Annotated in this window: 14 protein-coding genes; 5 read left to right on the top strand and 9 right to left on the bottom strand. The window is 60.9% G+C overall.

Features of this window, described 5'->3' with window-relative positions:
- The first annotated feature begins 4 nt into the window (after nt 1–4).
- Nucleotides 5–574 carry a YSC84-related protein gene (locus tag F0M18_RS13330; protein ID WP_149611943.1) on the top strand — a complete coding sequence of 190 codons (570 nt, stop codon included), beginning with the start codon at nt 5–7 and terminating at the stop codon, nt 572–574.
- A 50-nt stretch (nt 575–624) separates the two neighbouring features.
- On the opposite strand, the gene greA is transcribed toward F0M18_RS13330, so the two are convergent.
- From greA to carA, 3 genes are read right to left on the bottom strand one after another with little or no spacing between them, the layout of a single operon-like run.
- Nucleotides 625–1,101 carry a transcription elongation factor GreA gene (gene greA / locus F0M18_RS13335; RefSeq protein ID WP_149611944.1) on the bottom strand — a complete coding sequence of 159 codons (477 nt, stop codon included), beginning with the start codon at nt 1,099–1,101 and terminating at the stop codon, nt 625–627.
- Nucleotides 1,098–4,319 (bottom strand): carbamoyl-phosphate synthase large subunit, encoded by a 3,222-nt coding sequence (gene carB, locus F0M18_RS13340; protein WP_149611945.1) that lies wholly within the window; start codon nt 4,317–4,319, stop codon nt 1,098–1,100. Before carB ends, greA begins: the two co-directional genes overlap by 4 nt.
- A 6-nt stretch (nt 4,320–4,325) precedes the next feature.
- Entirely contained in the window at nt 4,326–5,480 is a 1,155-nt protein-coding gene (gene carA / locus F0M18_RS13345) for a glutamine-hydrolyzing carbamoyl-phosphate synthase small subunit (RefSeq protein WP_149611946.1), read from the bottom strand.
- A gap of 380 nt (nt 5,481–5,860) precedes the next feature.
- Between carA and F0M18_RS13350 the strand changes: the two genes are divergently transcribed.
- Complete coding sequence (locus F0M18_RS13350; protein WP_149611947.1) at nt 5,861–6,685, top strand: SDR family NAD(P)-dependent oxidoreductase; 825 nt, start codon at nt 5,861–5,863, stop codon at nt 6,683–6,685.
- A gap of 74 nt (nt 6,686–6,759) precedes the next feature.
- A complete protein-coding gene (locus F0M18_RS13355) occupies nt 6,760–7,593 on the top strand; it encodes an acid phosphatase (RefSeq protein ID WP_262500949.1) in 834 nt (277 codons plus the stop codon).
- Nucleotides 7,594–7,596: 3 nt separating this feature from the next.
- Here the strand turns inward: F0M18_RS13355 and F0M18_RS13360 are convergent, their stop codons facing one another.
- Together F0M18_RS13360 and F0M18_RS13365 are read right to left on the bottom strand one after the other, a co-directional pair.
- Nucleotides 7,597–8,031: an acyl-CoA thioesterase gene (locus F0M18_RS13360; protein WP_149611948.1), complete on the bottom strand. Its 435-nt coding sequence runs from the start codon at nt 8,029–8,031 to the stop codon at nt 7,597–7,599.
- Nucleotides 8,028–9,194 (bottom strand): iron-containing alcohol dehydrogenase, encoded by a 1,167-nt coding sequence (locus tag F0M18_RS13365; protein ID WP_149611949.1) that lies wholly within the window; start codon nt 9,192–9,194, stop codon nt 8,028–8,030. The genes F0M18_RS13360 and F0M18_RS13365 overlap by 4 nt, the downstream gene beginning before the upstream one ends.
- A 127-nt stretch (nt 9,195–9,321) precedes the next feature.
- Here F0M18_RS13365 and F0M18_RS13370 point away from each other — a divergent pair, with 127 nt between their 5' ends.
- Entirely contained in the window at nt 9,322–10,470 is a 1,149-nt protein-coding gene (locus tag F0M18_RS13370) for an aromatic ring-hydroxylating oxygenase subunit alpha (RefSeq protein WP_188109714.1), read from the top strand.
- Nucleotides 10,471–10,495: 25 nt separating this feature from the next.
- Here the strand turns inward: F0M18_RS13370 and F0M18_RS13375 are convergent, their stop codons facing one another.
- Both F0M18_RS13375 and F0M18_RS13380 read right to left on the bottom strand, forming a co-directional pair.
- Nucleotides 10,496–11,752, bottom strand: a complete 1,257-nt coding sequence (locus F0M18_RS13375) for an acyl-CoA dehydrogenase family protein (protein ID WP_149611951.1) — start codon at nt 11,750–11,752, stop codon at nt 10,496–10,498.
- Between the two features lie 225 nt (nt 11,753–11,977).
- Nucleotides 11,978–14,224 (bottom strand): TonB-dependent receptor, encoded by a 2,247-nt coding sequence (locus tag F0M18_RS13380; protein WP_149611952.1) that lies wholly within the window; start codon nt 14,222–14,224, stop codon nt 11,978–11,980.
- Nucleotides 14,225–14,520: 296 nt separating this feature from the next.
- Between F0M18_RS13380 and F0M18_RS13385 the strand changes: the two genes are divergently transcribed.
- The gene (locus F0M18_RS13385; protein WP_149611953.1) at nt 14,521–16,596 is read left to right on the top strand and encodes a TonB-dependent receptor; all 2,076 of its coding nucleotides are present in this window, start codon (nt 14,521–14,523) and stop codon (nt 16,594–16,596) included.
- Nucleotides 16,597–16,614: 18 nt separating this feature from the next.
- Here F0M18_RS13385 and F0M18_RS13390 read toward each other — a convergent pair whose 3' ends face one another.
- A complete protein-coding gene (locus F0M18_RS13390) occupies nt 16,615–17,538 on the bottom strand; it encodes a cation diffusion facilitator family transporter (RefSeq protein WP_149611954.1) in 924 nt (307 codons plus the stop codon).
- A 9-nt stretch (nt 17,539–17,547) separates the two neighbouring features.
- Nucleotides 17,548–18,195 carry a PaaI family thioesterase gene (locus tag F0M18_RS13395; protein WP_149611955.1) on the bottom strand — a complete coding sequence of 216 codons (648 nt, stop codon included), beginning with the start codon at nt 18,193–18,195 and terminating at the stop codon, nt 17,548–17,550.
- Nucleotides 18,196–18,346: the final 151 nt, after the last annotated feature.

An 18,346-nucleotide genomic window follows, 5' to 3' on the forward strand; every position in this document is an offset into this window, starting at 1 on the left:
GATAATGACAAAACTGATCAAAACCCTGCTGGCCTCTACCCTGCTGCTGGCGTTTCACAGCGCCCAGGCTGACGAGTACGCGGACACGCGTAAAACGTTCTACAACGCCGGCGAAAGCGCCGCATTTTTTGACAGCGCCTACGGCTACGCACTGTTCCCCACGATCGGCAAAGGTGGCATGGGCATTGGCGGCGCGCACGGCTCCGGTCGCGTTTACGCCAACGGCAAACACATCGGCAATACCAAGATGACGCAACTTTCCATCGGCTGGCAGCTTGGCGGCCAGGCCTACAGCCAGATTATTTTCTTTGAGGACGCGCGCGCACTTGAGGACTTCACTTCCGGAAACTTCGAATTCGGCGCCCAGGCAACCGCTGTCGCTATTACCGCGTCCGCCGGTGCGCAGGCCACCACCGGTGGCGGCGCCCAGGCCGGAGCCGCAGGCGGCAAGAATGACGCCAATACCGTTTCCGGTGGCTATCGCAAGGGCATGGCGGTATTCACTGTGGCCAAGGGTGGCCTGATGTACGAAGCGGCGATCGCCGGTCAGAAGTACAGCTTTACGCCGCTGTAATCGCGCTGATCTCCCCGCGCCGGACTCGTCCGGGCGCGGGTGACCGCAACCTAGATGTGATGTACCTGGTCGATCTCGTATTCGATCTCGCCACCCGGCGCCCTGACCACGACAACATCACCTTCCTCTTTGCCGATTAGGGCCCTGGCGATCGGCGAGCCGATGGAAATCAGGTTGTTTTTCACGTCGGCCTCGTCTTCCCCGACAATACGGTAAGTGACGGTCTCGTCGGTATCGATATTGATGAGATCGACGGTAGTGCCGAAGATAACCTTGCCGGTCTTGGCGATCTGGGTGACGTCGATCACCTGGGCGCCGGCCAGTTTGCTTTCTATCTCCATGATGCGCCCCTCAGTGAAGCTCTGCTGCTCCCTGGCGGCGTGGTACTCGGCATTTTCCTTGAGGTCACCGTGCTCGCGTGCGTCGGCTATCGCCTCGCTGATGCGCGGGCGCTCCACCTTCTTCAAGTGCTCCAACTCTTCTCGCAGGGCCGCCTCCCCTGCTACTGTCATCGGTACTTTGTTCATGCACTGAGGCTCCCGTGTAGATCCTGCAACCTGCGCACTTTCTCGTCGCCCTCCTGCTGCAGCGACATGGTAATGGCTTCCGCCGCCGCCAGGGTGGTCGTGTAGAACGCCCGGTGCGCCTCGGCACTGGCGCGGATCGGGGCCGAGTCCTCAATGGCACGGCGCCCTTCGGTAGTGTTGATAATGATATCCGCCTCGTCGTTCTTGATCATATCGACGATATGCGGACGACCCTCGAGCACCTTGTTTACCCGCCGCACTTCCAGGCCCGCCTGTTCCAGGGCAGCAGCCGTGCCGCCGGTAGCAGCGAGTTTGAAACCCAGTGCTACCAGGTCTTTCGCGACCTTGACCGCCCCCGGCTTGTCCACATCGCGAACGCTCATCAGCACCGTACCGGAGGTGGGCGGCGCTGCGCCACCCCCCAACTGGGCCTTGGCAAAGGCGGTGGCGAAGCTGTCGCCGACACCCATGACTTCGCCAGTGGAGCGCATCTCGGGGCCCAGAATCGGGTCCACGCCAGGGAACTTGTTGAACGGCAGCACGGCCTCTTTCACGCTGTAATAGGGCGGCACAACCTCCTTGGTGAAGCCCTGATCCGCAAGGCTCTGGCCGGCCATACACCGTGCGGCCACCTTGGCCAGGGAGCGGCCGATACACTTGGAGACGAAGGGCACCGTGCGGGATGCGCGGGGGTTTACCTCGATCACGTAGATTTCATCGTCCTGCCAGGCCAGCTGCACATTCATCAGGCCACGCACGCCCAACTCGAGCGCCATCTGTTTCACCTGGTCACGCATCTGGTCCTGCACCTTGGCATCCAGGCTGTAGGGTGGCAGGGAACAGGCAGAGTCGCCCGAGTGCACGCCAGCCTGTTCGATGTGCTGCATGATGGCACCGATCACCACTTCTTCGCCGTCGGAAACGGCGTCAATGTCCACCTCCACTGCCGCCGACAGGAAACTGTCCAGCAACACCGGCGCGTCATCAGATGCCTGCACCGCGTGCGTCATGTAGCGCAGCAAATCTTCCTCGCGATACACGATTTCCATGGCCCGTCCACCGAGCACATAAGAGGGGCGCACCACCAGCGGATAACCGATCGAGGCCGCAGCCTCTATCGCTTCCCCAGTGCTGCGCACCGTGGTGTTAGCGGGTTGCTTGAGCCCCAGCTTCTGGATCATGTGCTGGAAGCGCTCCCGGTCTTCGGCGCGATCAATCGCGTCTGGCGTGGTGCCAATAATCGGCACGCCCGCAGCTTCCAGGGCACGCGCCAGCTTGAGCGGTGTCTGCCCCCCAAACTGCACGATGACACCCTTGGGCTGCTCCAGGTCTACGATCGCCAGCACGTCCTCAAGGGTCACCGGTTCGAAATACAAACGGTCCGAGGTGTCGTAGTCAGTGGACACGGTTTCCGGGTTACAGTTGACCATAATGGTCTCATAACCGTCCTCGCGCATCGCCAGGACCGCGTGCACACAGCAGTAGTCGAATTCGATACCCTGGCCAATACGATTGGGCCCGCCGCCAAGTACCAGGATCTTGTCGCGATCGGAGGGAGCGGCCTCGCATTCCTGCTCATAGGTGGAATACATATACGCGGTGGCCGAGGCAAATTCCGCGGCGCAGGTGTCCACGCGCTTGTAGACCGGGCGAATACCCAGGCCCTGTCGATGCTCACGCACCGCCTGTTCAGTGCTGGCCAGCAACACTGCCAGACGCTCATCGGAAAAGCCCTTGCGCTTGAGCCGATACATATGCTCGGCATCTATATCGGCCAGCTCGACCTGCTTCAGGCCGTTTTCGGTGTTGACGATGTCCTCGATCTGCACCAGGAACCAGGGATCTACCCCGGAATGCCGGTATACCTCGTCAAGGCTCATCCCGGCGCGGAAGGCATCGGCAATGTACCAGATGCGCTCGGCGCCGGGGTTGACCAGCTCAGAGATCAATTCATCACGCAGATCCGGGTCATCCACGTCGATCTGGTGCTCAAAACCCGCCGAGCCCACTTCGAGGCCGCGCAGGGCTTTCTGTACGGATTCCTGGAACGTGCGCCCGATCGCCATGACCTCACCCACGGATTTCATCTGTGTGGTCAGGCGCGCATCGGCGCCACTGAACTTCTCGAAGGCAAAGCGCGGGATCTTGGTTACCACGTAGTCGATCGCCGGCTCGAAGGACGCCGGCGTGGCCCCACCGGTGATGTCGTTCTGCAACTCATCCAGGGTGTAGCCGATCGCCAGTTTCGCCGCCACTTTGGCAATCGGGAAACCCGTGGCCTTGGAGGCGAGCGCGGAAGAGCGCGAGACCCGCGGGTTCATTTCAATAATCACCAACCGGCCGGTCTTGGGGTCCTGACCAAACTGCACATTGGACCCACCCGTTTCCACACCGATTTCACGCAGCACCGCCAGCGAGGCGTCGCGCATGATCTGGTATTCCTTGTCGGTCAGGGTTTGCGCGGGCGCCACGGTGATGGAATCGCCCGTGTGCACACCCATGGCGTCGAAGTTCTCAATGGAGCAGACGATGATGCAGTTGTCGTTCTTGTCGCGAACGACCTCCATCTCGTACTCTTTCCAGCCGATCAGGGACTCGTCGATCAGCAGCTCATTGGTGGGCGACAGGTCGAGTCCGCGTGTGCAGATCTCTTCAAATTCCTTGCGGTTGTAGGCGATACCGCCGCCCGAGCCACCCATGGTGAACGAGGGCCGGATGATGCACGGAAAGCCGATGCTGTCCAGCACCTGGAAGGCTTCTTCCATGCTGTGTGCGGTAGAGGCACGCGGTGTCTCGAGGCCGATTCGCTTCATGGCCTGGTCAAACAGCTGCCGGTCTTCCGCCTTGTCGATGGCCTCCTTGGTGGCGCCGATCATCTCCACACCGTGCGTTTCCAGGACCCCTTCCCGGGCTAGGTCCAGTGCGCAGTTGAGGGCCGTCTGGCCACCCATGGTGGGCAACAGGGCATCAGGCTTCTCTTCGGCGATAATGCGCGCCACGGTTCGCCACTCGATAGGTTCGATGTAGGTGGCGTCTGCCATGGCCGGGTCGGTCATGATGGTCGCCGGGTTGGAGTTGACCAGAATCACCCGGTACCCCTCTTCACGCAGCGCTTTACAGGCCTGCGCACCCGAGTAATCGAATTCACAGGCCTGGCCGATCACAATAGGCCCGGCGCCGAGAATCAGGATGCTCTTCAGGTCTTCTCTCTTGGGCATGGCGCTCTACTTCCCTGCTGACGCGGCGTTCTGCCGGTCCTCGATAAGCTCAATAAAATGATCAAACAACGGCGCTGCATCGTGGGGCCCCGGGCTGGCTTCGGGGTGCCCCTGGAAACTGAACGCGGGTTTGTCGGTACGGTGGATTCCCTGCAGGCTGCCATCGAACAGCGACTTGTGCGTCACCCGCAGGTTGTCCGGCAGGCTGGCCTCATCAGCGGCAAAACCGTGGTTCTGGCTGGTAATCAGTACCGTGCCATCATCAATGCTCTGCACCGGGTGGTTGGCACCATGGTGGCCGAACTTCATTTTCACCGTCTGCGCGCCAGAGGCCAGTGCCAACAGCTGGTGGCCCAGGCAAATGCCGAACACCGGGATATCGGTCTGCAAAATCTCGCTGATGGCGTCGATGGCGTAGGTACAGGGCTCCGGGTCACCGGGGCCGTTGGACAGGAATATCCCGTCCGGATTCATCGCCAGCACGTCAGCAGCCGGCGTCTGTGCCGGCACCACGGTCAGCCGGCACCCACGGTCAACCAGCATTCGCAGGATATTGCGCTTGACCCCGAAATCGTAGGCCACGACATGCCAGGGCAGGTCATCTGCGGAGCGATCCAGGTGCCCCTTGTCCCACTCCCAGCTGCCCTGCGTCCACTGGTAGGTCTCGGTAACGGTCACTTCCCTGGCCAGGTCCATGCCCTTGAGGCCGGAGAATTCCCGCGCCAGCTGCAGCGCCTTGTCTTCATCGATATCCGCACCGGCCATCAGGCAGCCGTTCTGGGCGCCTTTCTCGCGCAGGATCCGGGTCAGGCGACGGGTGTCGATATCGGCAATACCGACGATGTTATGACTTTCCAGGTAGTCACCCAGGCTCTGGGTGTTGCGGTAGTTGCTGGCCAGCAGCGGCAAATCACGGATAACCAGGCCGGCCGCCCAGACGGCGCTGGACTCCTCGTCTTCCGGATTCGTGCCGGTATTGCCTATATGCGGATAGGTCAGGGTGACGATCTGGCGGGCGTAAGAGGGGTCGGTAAGTATTTCTTGGTAACCGCTCATGGCGGTATTGAAAACCACTTCACCAACGGATGTTCCGCTGGCTCCGATCGCTAAGCCCTTGAAAACACTGCCATCTTCAAGGACCAGTAGGGCAGGATTGGACAAGCAAAAACCTCCGTCTATGTCGCGCAACCGGTCGCTTCCCGCGTCTCGCTCAGGCGCTCGCAAAAAGGCGAGATGGGTGACCTCATCTCGCCTCGTCGCATGAGTGGCTCAGGTTTTCACAGGAATACACTGTGCCCGGTGCGCGTTTCGGGCATGTGAAATCTGGCGGGTGATTTTAGGTGAACGGGCATATCCTGTCCAGTCGGTTTGGCGCCAGGACGACGAATGTGCGCATCATGCCGAACCGAGGCGGGTGGCTTGACGGCAAAGGCGACAAAATCCGTGATAAATCGCAATCACCGCATTACCATTTCCCACCTGATTTGACCTTCCGCGGGCTCTGTAAGCCCGCTCCCGGCTGGATAACAAAAGGAAACAGCATGGCATACAGCAGCGGCAAGTGCGCCGTCATCACCGGCGCCGCCTCAGGCATTGGCAGGGCACTGGCAAAGCAGCTCAATAGTGAAGGCTGCGAGCTCTACCTCTCCGACATCAACGCCACCGGCCTGCAGGAAACCGTCGACCAACTGCCGCGCGCCGACATACCCTGCGACCAGCAACTGCTCGACGTCGCCGATCGCGCGGCCATGCACGCCTGGGCTGAGCGTATCGCCGACGCGCGCGGCAAGGTCGATATTGTGATCAATAACGCAGGTGTTGGCCTGGGCGATCGCGTGGAGGAGATGAACTACGAGAACCTGGACTGGCTGATGGGCATCAACTTCTGGGGTGTTATCCAGGGCAGCATGGCCTTCCTGCCGCTGCTCAAGCGCGCGGAACAAGGCCATCTGGTGAATATTTCATCGCTGTTCGGGATCATCGCCGTACCCACGCAATCGGCCTATAACGCAGCCAAGTTCGGTGTGCGCGGTTTCACCGAGTCCCTGCGCCAGGAGATGAAAGGCACAAACGTACACGTATGCTGCGTCCACCCGGGTGGTATCGCCACCAATATCGCGCGCAATTCACGGGGTGGTGACCTGGGCGCCTCGGCAGATGACAGGGACGCGCGATTCCAGAAATTCGCCCGCACCACAGCGGAGTCGGCAGCGGCGCAAATCATCAACGCTGTCGAAAAGCGCAAACCAAGACTGTTGATTGGTCTCGACGCCAAGATCGCCTCCTTCCTGTCGCGAATTTTCCCCGTGCGCTATCCTGAAATCCTGCGCCTGCAGAGCGTCGTGGAACCCGATAGCGGGTCGTAATACGCAGACCCCGGCAACAACGCGCACCCTGAACGGATGACAGCCCCGAATTCACGCATAACAAGGCAGCCCCTATGCGACACAACCTGTTCCCGGCCAGCATGCTCCTGGCTTCACTGTTACTGGCCGCCTGTGCCGGCACGGCACCTGTCGCCGAAACGGATGCAGTGCCCGAGATTCACCCGGGTGTCCTGCAAGGCTACCTGCCCCTCGACACACCGCTGCGCAGCGTGGAGGTCGTGCCACCGGCTCCGCAAGCAGGCTCAGCGCGACAGGCCCTGGACGAGGCCCTCGCGGCGCGTGCCCTGACCCTGCGCAACACCCCGCGCTGGGAACTGGCCAGGCAGGACGCACAACTACGGTTCCCCGAGGCCGAGGGCACTTTCAGCTGCGCTACCGGCCTGCCCATCAGCGAACAGGTCACGCCAAGGCTCTACATGCTGCTGCGACGGACGGTTGCCGATCTCGCCTTTGCCGCCAATTCAGCGAAAAACGCCTACCAGCGCCCCCGCCCTTTCATGGTCAACAACCAGCCTATCTGCAGCCCCGAGGACGAGACCAGCCTGCGCGAGAATGGCTCCTACCCCTCCGGCCATACCGCAATCGGCTGGGGTTGGGCGCTGATACTGGCTGAATTGATTCCCGAGAACGCGGAAGCGATCCTGGCCCGTGGCCGTGCCTTTGGCGAAAGCCGCAGTGTCTGCAATGTACACTGGCACAGCGATATCGTGGCGGGCCGCATGATCGGTGCTGCCGCGTTGGCAAGTCTTCACGGCAACGCGGCTTTTGCCACCGCAATGGCCGGCGCAAGGGAAGAACTGGCGGCTCTGGACAGAACCAATCTGACCCCTTCGCGCGACTGCGCTGCAGAAGCCAGTGCCCTGGCACAGACATATTTCAGCGAGTAGGGTTCAGACCAGGATCTGTTCCAGCGCCGTGCGCAGTCCCGGGGGGATGGCTGCGGACTGATCTGTCGGCCGCGTCACGAACACGTGCACGAAATACCCGTGCGCGACCGCTTGCGACTCTCCCTGCCTGAAGATCGCCAGGCCATAGCGCACCGAACTGTTGCCCAGCCTTTCCACGCGCAGCCCTGCTTCCAGCGCATCCGGATAGGCCACGGGCGCATGGTATTCGCAGCCGGAACTGACCACGTAGCCCACCGTGTCACCGCTCTGGATATCCAGGCCGCCCTCCTCGATCAGGTAGCGGTTCGCCGCGCTATCGAAATAGGCATAGTAAGTGACATTATTGACATGGCCGTAGATATCATTGTCCGACCAGCGCGTGTCGATGGGATAAAACACCTTGTAGTCATCGCGCACGGGGCGCGCAGGCTTGCTCATTTCGCTTCTCCATAGGCGTCGCGATAAATGCCCAGCGCATCCTCATAAGTGACATCACGCGGGTTGTTCACCAGCAGGCGCTGTTGCAGCATGGCGTCTTCCGCCAGCATCTCCAGGTCGCCTGCGGGAACGCCGGCGTCTGCAAGCGTTGCCGGCAGGCCGACGTCTGCTATCAGGCCTACCAGGGCCGAGATCAGTGCTGCGGTGGCGGCTTCCTCATCGCCTGGCACCGGCTGACCCACCACCAGTTCAGCCAGCTCGGCATATAGCCCGGTGGCTGCCGGGGCATTGAACCTGAGCACCGCTGGCAGCACCAGTGAATTACTCAGGCCATGGGGTATGTGGTAGTGCCCGCCAAGCGGATAGGCTAGCGCGTGTACCGCCGCCACCGGGGCATTGGCGAAAGCCTGCCCTGCCAGGCAGGCACCGAGCAACATCGCCTCGCGCGCCTCGCGGTTGCCGCCATCACCCACCGCGGTGCGGATATTACCCGCCAGCAGTCGCAATGCCTGTCGCGCCAGGTGATCGGAGATGGGGTTTTTCTGGTGCCGTGACGTGTACGCCTCAATGGCATGGACCATTGCATCCACGCCGGTCATCGCCGTGATGGCCGGCGGTAAACCCATGGTAAGGGCGGCATCGAGCACGGCCACATCTGGCAGCAGCACAGGCGAGGAGACGCCGGCCTTGGTGGTCTCCCCGGTGGTGACCACCGCCACCGGAGTGACCTCGGAGCCGGTGCCCGCAGTGGTTGGCACCAGTATCAGCGGCAGCCTGGAGCCCTGCACCTGGCCGACACCGTACAGCCCTGACAACGGCTGCTCGCCAGCGAGCAATACGCTGGCCACCTTGGCGACGTCCATGGAACTGCCACCGCCCACAGCGATAACCCCATCGACCTGCCGCAGACGGCCCAGTTCAGCAGCAGAGAGCACTGTCGCCTCGGGTGGGTCCTCGCGCACCGCGTCAAACAGCACTACAGTGACACCGGCTGCCGCCAGTGCGTCGATCACGGGTTGAACGAGGCCGATACTGACCAGGCCGGGGTCGGTGACCAGCAATGGCTGCCTGACGCCCAGGTGCCGGCACTCTTCCGCCAGCTCCAGCGCGCTGCCAGACCCGCTGACAATACGTCCGACCGTGTTGAATTCAAATCCCTGCATGACATCCTCTGGTCGCATCGGTACAAGCAGCGACGCTAATGCAAGAATGCCGGACCTGCAACTGTTTTGCCTGCGCTGACGCGCTGCTGGTATGCTCGACCCACGCGCCAACACTTCGAAAAATCGTATGACGGCACCACATCCAAGGGAAATGGTTCACCAGCTCGCCGAACGCTTCGCCGGGCGCAGCCCCGGCCCCGAGCCGCTGACCGAACGCGTACCGGTTCGCCACTACACTGACCAGGCCCACTTCCAGCTTGAGCGCGAGAAACTGTTCCTGCAGCGCCCGGTCATTCTTTGCCACGAGACACAGTTACCGGCGCCCGGCGATGTACTGGCCCAGGACTGGCTGGGCATACCCCTGGTCACCGTGCGCGACAAAGACGGCTCCATCCACAGCTATCTAAACGTTTGCCGGCATCGCGGCATGCGCCTCGTACCCCCAGGCGCCAGCCGATTACGCGCCTTTATCTGCCCTTACCACCAATGGACCTATGGCCTTGATGGCAACTTGCGGAATGTCCCCCGGGCAGAGTGTTTCCAGGCGCCGGAACAGGAGCGCCTCGGTCTGGTGGCGGTGCCAACGGCAATACGCAACGGACTGGTCTGGATACAGGCAACGCCCGACAGCGACATGGACATTGACGGCCACCTCGCCGGGCTGGGCGCGGACTTCGACTATTTCCGCCTGGGCGACTTCAACTACTGCCAACAAAGTGTGCGCACCGTTGCTGCCAACTGGAAACTGATCCAGGACGCCTTCCTGGACGGCTACCACGTGACCCGCCTGCACAAGGGCACGGTGGGCCCGTTTTTTCCAGATGCGCTGGCGGGATCAGAGTTCATCGGTGACCACCTGCGCAATGGCGTCGCGCGCAACGAGATCGAGGAAGCTGTGGATGTGGCCCCCGACCAACTGGGTGACCTGCGTCGCTACGTGACGTTCTCCTACACCACCTTTCCCAATGCGGTGCTGGTATTCCAGCCGGACTACACAAGCATTATCGCCCTGTTCCCGCAGGCCCCGGACAGCACGGTGTTTGTCCATACCATGCTCACGCCGGAGGTGCCGTCCACCCCGGAGCAGCGCGACCATTTCCAGCGCTCTTTCCAGCTGATTGACGAGGGGGTATTTGCCGCCGAGGACCTGTTTGTCGCCGAGGGCTCCCAGCAGGGACTGCTTGCAGGCGCGAACGCAGACCTGACTTTTGGTGCCCTGGAAGAGGCGGCGGTGCACTTCCACCGCCGCCTGGCGCAGGTACTGAAGACCGCCTGAGGCGGGCTCCACCCGAGGCCGGGTCTTACCCGTCGCGGAAAGTGGCGTTTACCGATTCCATGGCGCTTGTCATATAAGGCCTGAACTCGTTGCGACCCACTACCATGCGGTGCACCTCATCGGGCCCATCTGCCAGGCGCAGGGTCCGCTGCGCCATGTACATGTGCGCCAGCGGGGTGTCCTGGGAGACGCCCAGCGCACCGAACATCTGGATGGCCTGGTCGACGATGCGAATCGACACGTTGGGTACGGCGGTCTTGATCATGGATATCCAAACCCTTGCTTCCTTGGGGTCCACGTTATCCATCATCCACGCGGTTTTCAGGGTCAGCAGCCTGGCCTGCTCAATATCCATGCGCGCATTGGCCACGATATCCACATTGCCGCCGAGGCGGGCCAGCTGCTTGCCGAATGCGGTGCGGGAGACCGCGCGCTCGCACATCAGCTGCAACGCCTTCTCGGCAGCGCCAATGGCGCGCATGCAGTGATGGATACGGCCCGGGCCCAGGCGCCCCTGCGAAATCTCGAAACCGCGGCCCGGGCCCAGGATGATATTGTCTTTTGGCACCCGCACGTTGTCGAACTTCTGGTGCATATGCCCGTGGGGTGCATCATCCATGGAGAACACGTTCATGGCCCGCAGGTTGCTGAACCCAGGCGCATCCGTGGGCACCAGGATCTGCGATTGCTGCAGGTGCTTGGGCGCATCCGGGTCGGTCTTGACCATCACAATCATGATCTTGCAGCGTGGGTCACCGGCGCCTGAAACATAGTGCTTCTCGCCGTTGATCACCCACTCATCGCCATCGAGTACAGCCGACGTACAGATATTGGTTGCATCCGAGGAGGCCACACCCGGTTCGGTCATGGCGTAAGCGGAGCGGATCTCGCCGCGCAGCAGTGGCTCAAGCCACTGCCGCTTCTGCGCTTCGCTGCCGTACTTGTGCAGTACTTCCATATTGCCGGTATCCGGCGCAGAGCAATTGAAGGCCTCGGCGGCGATATGCGACTTGCCCATTTCCTCCGCCAGGTAGGCGTATTCAACGGTGGTCAACCCGGAACCGGATTCACCGTCGGTCAGGAAGAAGTTCCACAGACCCCGCGAGCGGGCCTTTTCCTTCAGACCCTCCATAATCTCCACCTGCCGCTCTGTAAACTGCCAGCGATCGCCGACACCGACCTCGCTGAGATACTCTTCCTCCAGCGGCAGCACCTCTTCGGCTACAAACGCTTTCACTTCCGCCAACAGCGGCGCTACTCGTTCACTTACTCCCAGATCCATATTCGTTACCTTGCTTGACCAACGTGAAGCAGGGATTCTAGCAGTTGCGTCAGCGCAGGTGTGTCGCGCTGGCGACAGCAGGCGACCTGCGGGCTAGCGCAAGAGCGGGCACTGCAAGCTCCGGCGGGGCCGGAAACAGCGATGATTTGCGCCCGCACAGCGATTGGAAAGCAAAAAAAGCCCCGCTTATGCGGGGCTTTGCACCTTGCGAGCGCGGTAAGTGTGCTAGAAATTCAGGCGCACATCGAAACCATAGGTTGCCGGGTTGCCAAAGTAGGAGGCGGTCCAGAAGCCGAAGGGGATCGTGTGCTGACGGTACTCTTCGTCGGTAATGTTCTTGCCCCAGAGTCCAAACTGCATATCCATGTCGCTGCCGACCTGCACCTGGCTCAGGATCAGGCTGGCATTGACGATCTCGTAGCTATCGATCTGGCTGGTGGCGTTCTGTGATGGCTCGATGTAGGGCACATAGTCGTCATTGAAGTTGTAGTCCACATGAAAATCGAGGCTACCGAAATCACAGTTGCAGATTGTCCAGTCCAGTGCCAGGCTCGCCGTGTTTTCCGGGGCGAAGGGCAGGTCTTTCTGGTTTTTCACGTCCTCGCCCAGTTCAATGAATTCATCGTACTCGGCATCGAGATAGCCGTAATTCGCAGACAGGCGCAAGGCATCCAGCACCTGCCACATGAATTCCACCTCGAAGCCCTGGTAGGTGGCTTCACCGGCGTTCTGCACGTTGGAAGCCGCACCGCCGGAACCCTCCAGGAACACGGAAACCTGCATATCGTCGATATTGTTCTGGAATGCCGCGATATTCAGCTGCACGCGATCATCGGCAAAACGCGACTTCATGCCAATCTCGTAGGACAGCACCGTTTCTTCATCATAGCCCTCACGGAAGGCCGTCTCCGTAGGCGCCTCGCCGTTGAAACCACCCGACTTCCAACCCTGGGCCACACGGCCGTAAAGGTTGATGTCATCAGTGAGATCCCAGGCCGCGACGAACGTACCGGAGGTATTATCCCAGGTGTCGCTGTCAGTGCCGGCAAAGGCGCCGACGCCGCCGGTCGAGGTGCTGGGACGCTCGATATACTGCTCGCGATCTTCCTCGGTGTAGCGCAGGCCTACCGAAAGGGTCAGTTTCTCCAGTGACGCCGGCGTCCAGTCAGCCTGGCCGTAAAACGCGATGGAATCGTTATCCAGCCCGTATCGGTTGTTGTCTGTCGGCGAACCGAACAGGCCGAAGAAGGTGATGGGGTTGATCACGTCGGCTTCTTCATCGAAATAGTAGGCGCCGAGTACATAGTTGAGGGTATCTGTCGTACCCAGCAGCTGCAGTTCCTGACTGGTCTGCTCGTACTCGATGTCGCGCGCCGAATGGAACAGGTCCATGTTGGTGCCATCGATGTCGATGTAGTCATCCCAGTCCAGTTCGCGGTAGGAGGTGATGGACTTCAAGCGCACATCACCCATGAAGCCCCAGGTTCCGGCGTCCAGGTCCAGGGTCAGTGCATGGCCCTCGGTCTCGGATACCTCGTACAACGAAGAGTCATTGCTGATTTTGCTGGCGTTCTTGTCCTCCGACACCACGTAGGGGGCCATCAGGAAGCCAAGAAACTCTGCACCCGGCAGGGTATTGAAGGCATCCTGGTTTACATCGGTGAGCTGCGCTTTGGAAGGCTGCTGATCACGTTCGCTGGAGTCATAGGCGTAACGGGCGCTGAAGTTGTCCGTCACATCCCAGATCGCATCCACGCGCCAGACCTCGCTGTCCAGGTTGGTGAACTCGTCGCTGGAACGCGGCATGACGAAAGGGTTCATGCCGCCACTGGGGTCTGCGTCCACGTTGTCGTAGAAGCCATCGCGTTCGGCCTTGGCATAGGCCAGGGAGGCCCGGAAATCGCCGAGCGCGCCGGTATCAATGCGCAGGCGCCCGCGCTGGTAGCCCTCGTTGCCAACGGACAGGTCGACCTTGCCGCCGAACTCTTCACCCGGCATGCGGGTAATCAGGTTGATCGCGCCACCCACAGTATTCTTCCCGTACAGCGTACCCTGGGGACCACGCAGCACCTCCACTCGCTCCAGTTCGGCAATATCGAAAATGCCGCCCAGGTTCTTGCCGAGGAATACCCCGTCGAGGTACATACCCACGGTGGGCTCCCAGGTGATCGCCGGGTTGATGGTTACCGCACCCCGGATTGCTACCGTGGCGCCGGTCGTGCCGCCGGGTGATTCCACGATCATGGTATTGGGCACAAACTGCGCCAGGTCTTTCACGTTGAAAATTCCCCGGCTGTCGATGGCCGTCTCGTCGAATGCGGTGACGGCTATTGGCGTATCCTGGAGTGACTGTTCGCGCTTTTGCGCGGTGACGACGACTTCCTCCAACTGGGCCAGGGCGTTACCGGCAGAGAGCGCGGTGGCGAGGGTTACGGCAACGGGCAAGAGCTTGCGAGAGCGGTTAACAGGCATGATGTTTCTCCATCATTGTAAGAATAGTTTTTTGCGGTGTAGAGCTTATTTCACTATACGAAATCCCTGTTGCGAAGGCTTGTGAACTATTAACACGATACGCAGGGGCAGCCTTATTTTCCCCTTTATAAACAGTTAGTTACAAAATCAAACCTGACATCGACCACGGTCATCCCGGGTTAGTAAACCTATTTGAACCGAATGCTCGCCAGGGGGTGCGACATCATGTCTCAGGCGGCTTCTGGCCATGCTCTATATACTGCGCCCGCCTTACTGCCAAGCCACCGGGAGACACCATGAAACGTTGCAGATTGTACCTGGGCCTCGTCGCCGCACTGCTTCCTCACTATGCAAGCGCTGACCACATGGAAGAGTTGGTCATCACGGCCAGCCACGACACGCGCACTATCGATATCACCGACGAAGTAGTGGTCGCTGCAGATGTCGCGCAGTTGCTCAGGAAAGCGCCCGGAGCCAACGTCAACAGCAATGGGCCCATCACCGGCATCCCGCAGTACCGCGGCATGTACGGGCAGCGCATTGCCGTGTCCCTGGACGGCACCCAGCTCGCGCCATCGGGCCCGAACTGGATGGATCCGCCCTTGTCCTACGCCCGCAACGGGCAACTGGAGTCGCTGGAAATCTACCGGGGCATCGTCCCGGTCAGTGTGGCCCAGGAGTCCATCGGAGGCGCCATTGATGCCCGCAGCAACCAGGGCGAATTCAGCCCCGGCAAGGACTTCCAGATCAGCGGCCGAGTGATCGGCAGTGCCCAGTCGACCAATAACGGGCAGCAACTCAGTGGCGCAGTCTATGCCACCAACAACACGCATCGACTCAAGCTCGCCGGCGTAACCGAACAGGGCGATGATGCAGAGTTCCCCGGCGGTGAGCTGTTACCCACCGAATACCAGCGCCAGCGCTACGACATCGGTTACGGTTTCAGAAGCGGCAACCACAGCCTGCAATTCGACTATGGCTACAATGACACAGGGGAATCCGGCACCCCGGCGCTGCCAATGGACATCGACTACTTCGATGGCGATATCTACGACCTGACCTATCGCTTCGAACTCAGCGGCGAGCTGGAGATAACGGCGGCACTGTTCGGCAGCGCGTTGGACCACGGCATGACCAATTACCACCTGCGCCAGCCCCCCGGTGAGAAGGCGCGCTGGCGCCGCAACATCGCCGACAGTGACAACCTGGGTTTCCGCGTGCACAGCGAAATGTTCGACGACGCGGGCAGCTGGGTGTTCGGCTTCGACGGCTTCGATTCGGTGCATAACTCCAACATCGACAACCCCAACAACGACATGTTTTTCGTGGTCAACTTCAATGACGCCGAACGCCAGGTGCTGGGCGCGTTCCTGGAGCGCAACCACGACTTCAGCGACAGCTGGCGTGCTGAATTCGGCATGCGCTACAACCAGGTAAAAATGGATGCAGATGAGGTCGATGGCACACCGGCGAATATGATGCCACCAGCGCAAATGCTCAGGGATGCTTTCAACAATGCCCGGCGCGGACAAACCGATCACAACGTCGACCTGGTAGCAAAGGCCTGGTACAGCGCGTCGGACACGACCAGTTGGTACGCGGGATTTGCCCAGAAACACCGTTCTGCAAGTTACCAGGAGCGTTACCTCTGGCTACCTCTCGAGGCCACGGCGGGCCTGGCGGACGGCAACCTGTACACCGGCAACATTGAACTGGACCCCGAAGTCGCGCGCAAATTCGAGTTCGGCCTGGACTTCAGCAACGATCGGCTGACCCTGGCGCCCCGGTTTTTCTACAACACCATCCAGGACTACATACAGGGCACACCGAGTGAGCTCACGCCGGCAGTGATGATGGTACGGATGATGAACCAGATGAATGGCACCAGTAATCCAGACCCACTGCAGTTCAATAACGTCGACGCCAAGCTCTACGGCTTTGATATGGACTGGGCTTACCGCTTGAACGAGCACTGGGCACTGTCGGGGCTGGTCAACTACGTACGCGGCAAACGCCGGGATATCGAAGACGAGCTGTACCGTATCGCCCCGCTGAACGCGACGCTGCGCCTGGAGTACAGCGCTGCCACCTGGTCGCTGGGGCTCGAGAATGTGCTGTACAGCGCGCAAAACCAGGTGTCAGAGACCAACCGGGAACAGGAAACGGCCGGTTATGGCCTCCTCAACCTCACTGCCACCTGGCAGGCGACACCCAGCCTGCAACTGGCGGCCGGTGTCGATAATGCCCTGGACAAGGAGTACCAGGATCACCTGGCTGGCTACAACCGGGCGCAGAATCCCGATATCGCCATCCGCGACCGGCTCTACGGCACCGGGCGCAATGTCTTCGCCCGGGTCAGCTATACCTTCTGAACAACAGCGCTGCGCCGGTCAATGCCGGCGCACATCGTCTCCCACCACCGACAGCGGGTCGAGATGGATGATGACCTCGGCCCCGGGAAACGCTGCCAACACCGCCGCCTCGACCTGCTCGGCGATGGTATGGGCCTGCAGCAGCTGCAGGTCGTCATCCAGCTCAATGTGCATCTGCATGAATGTGTCTGTTCCCGAGCGCCGCGTACGCAGGTCGTGCACTCCACGGACACCGGACTGGGACGTGGCAATCAACAGGATATCCTGGCGCTCCGAATCCGGTAACTCGCGATCCATCAGGTGATCGAAAGCGCCGCGAACGATCTCCCAGGCGCTGTAAAGGATATACAGTGCGATAAGCAGGGCAAACAGCGCGTCAAAGCCCGGCCAGCCCCAATAAGATAACGCCAGGGCCAGCAGCACGCTGGTGTTGACCAGTAGGTCGGAGCGATAGTGCAAGGCATCGGCTTTGATGGCAGTGGAGTCGGTGCGTTGAATCACGTAGCGCTGGAAGCCGAGTAGCCCCAGGGTCATGGCGATCGCCAATACAATCACCCACACCGCCGACTGGTAGGACTGGATCTCTACCGGAGAGAGCAAGCGGCCCACTGATTCGTACAACAGGAAAACCGCCGAAGCGCTGATCAGCGCGGCCTGGCCGAGCGCTGCCAGTGCCTCGGCCTTGCCATGGCCGAAGCGGTGCTCTCGATCAGCCGGGGACAGCGAATGACGCACGGCGAACAGGTTGACCAGCGACGCCAGCGCATCCAGCGTCGAGTCCACCAGCGATGCCAGCAGGCTGACTGAACCGGACTGGGTCCAGGCGGCGAATTTGGCCAGTATCAGCACCGCGGCAACCGACACCGAGGCATAAGTGGCCAGGCGCATCAGCCGGCCAGCCTCTTCAGGGGGCAGTCGCAGCGGCGAGGTCTTGTCATTCATAAAGGGGCCTCAGGGCTCATCTGACGCAGACGCAGGCAGGATGAACAGGCCTTCGGCGGAAGCGGTCACCTCGCCATCAACGCGCATCTCAGCGCGGCTGAACTGTTTCCTGCCGGTGTTTCTGTCGTTGACCGCCCACAATTCTATCGGTTGTTGCAGCGGCGTATGGCGGTGGTATTTGACGGTCAGGGTACCGGTAAATCCGGCAGCGCCGGAAATCACGTTGGCCATGGACAACAATTCGTCGAACACGGCAGCAATAACACCACCGTGCACGCTGTTGGGCGGCCCGGCATAGGTCGCAGAAAACAGTGCCTCGCCGCGCACTTCACCACCATCACGCCACATGCGTATGCTGGGCGCAACCGGGTTGCGACGTCCGCTCACCGGACTGTAGGGCATGCAGTGCGTGAGATCGTTCTCCAACCAACCCAGGCCAGGGGTATCACTGGCGATAGAGGCGACAGACCAGCCCTCGCCCTGCTCCAGATAGGGTGCCAGTGAACTCATCGCGGCCTGCAGGTGCGCGGTTGCCTCGGCCAGTACCGAATCGGGCGCGCGACTGCAGCGCAGCAGGTGAATCAACTCTCCCGCCTGTTCATTGACCGCTTCGATCAGGCCCTTTTCCGACTCGCCGCCCTGTTCCTTGAATCCCATGGCATTCTCCAACACTGCCCCACGCAGCGGCAAAGGGTCTTACATCCAGAGGCTGCTGGCAACTCTGGCCAGCATTCTTTGCACCGGCCCGGGCGTCGGCAGGGAATGACGATGGCATTCGTGCGATACCACTGGTAGATTGGCCACGACA

This window comes from Pseudohalioglobus sediminis (assembly GCF_008370495.1).
In the GTDB taxonomy this organism is placed as follows: Bacteria; Pseudomonadota; Gammaproteobacteria; order Pseudomonadales; family Halieaceae; genus Halioglobus.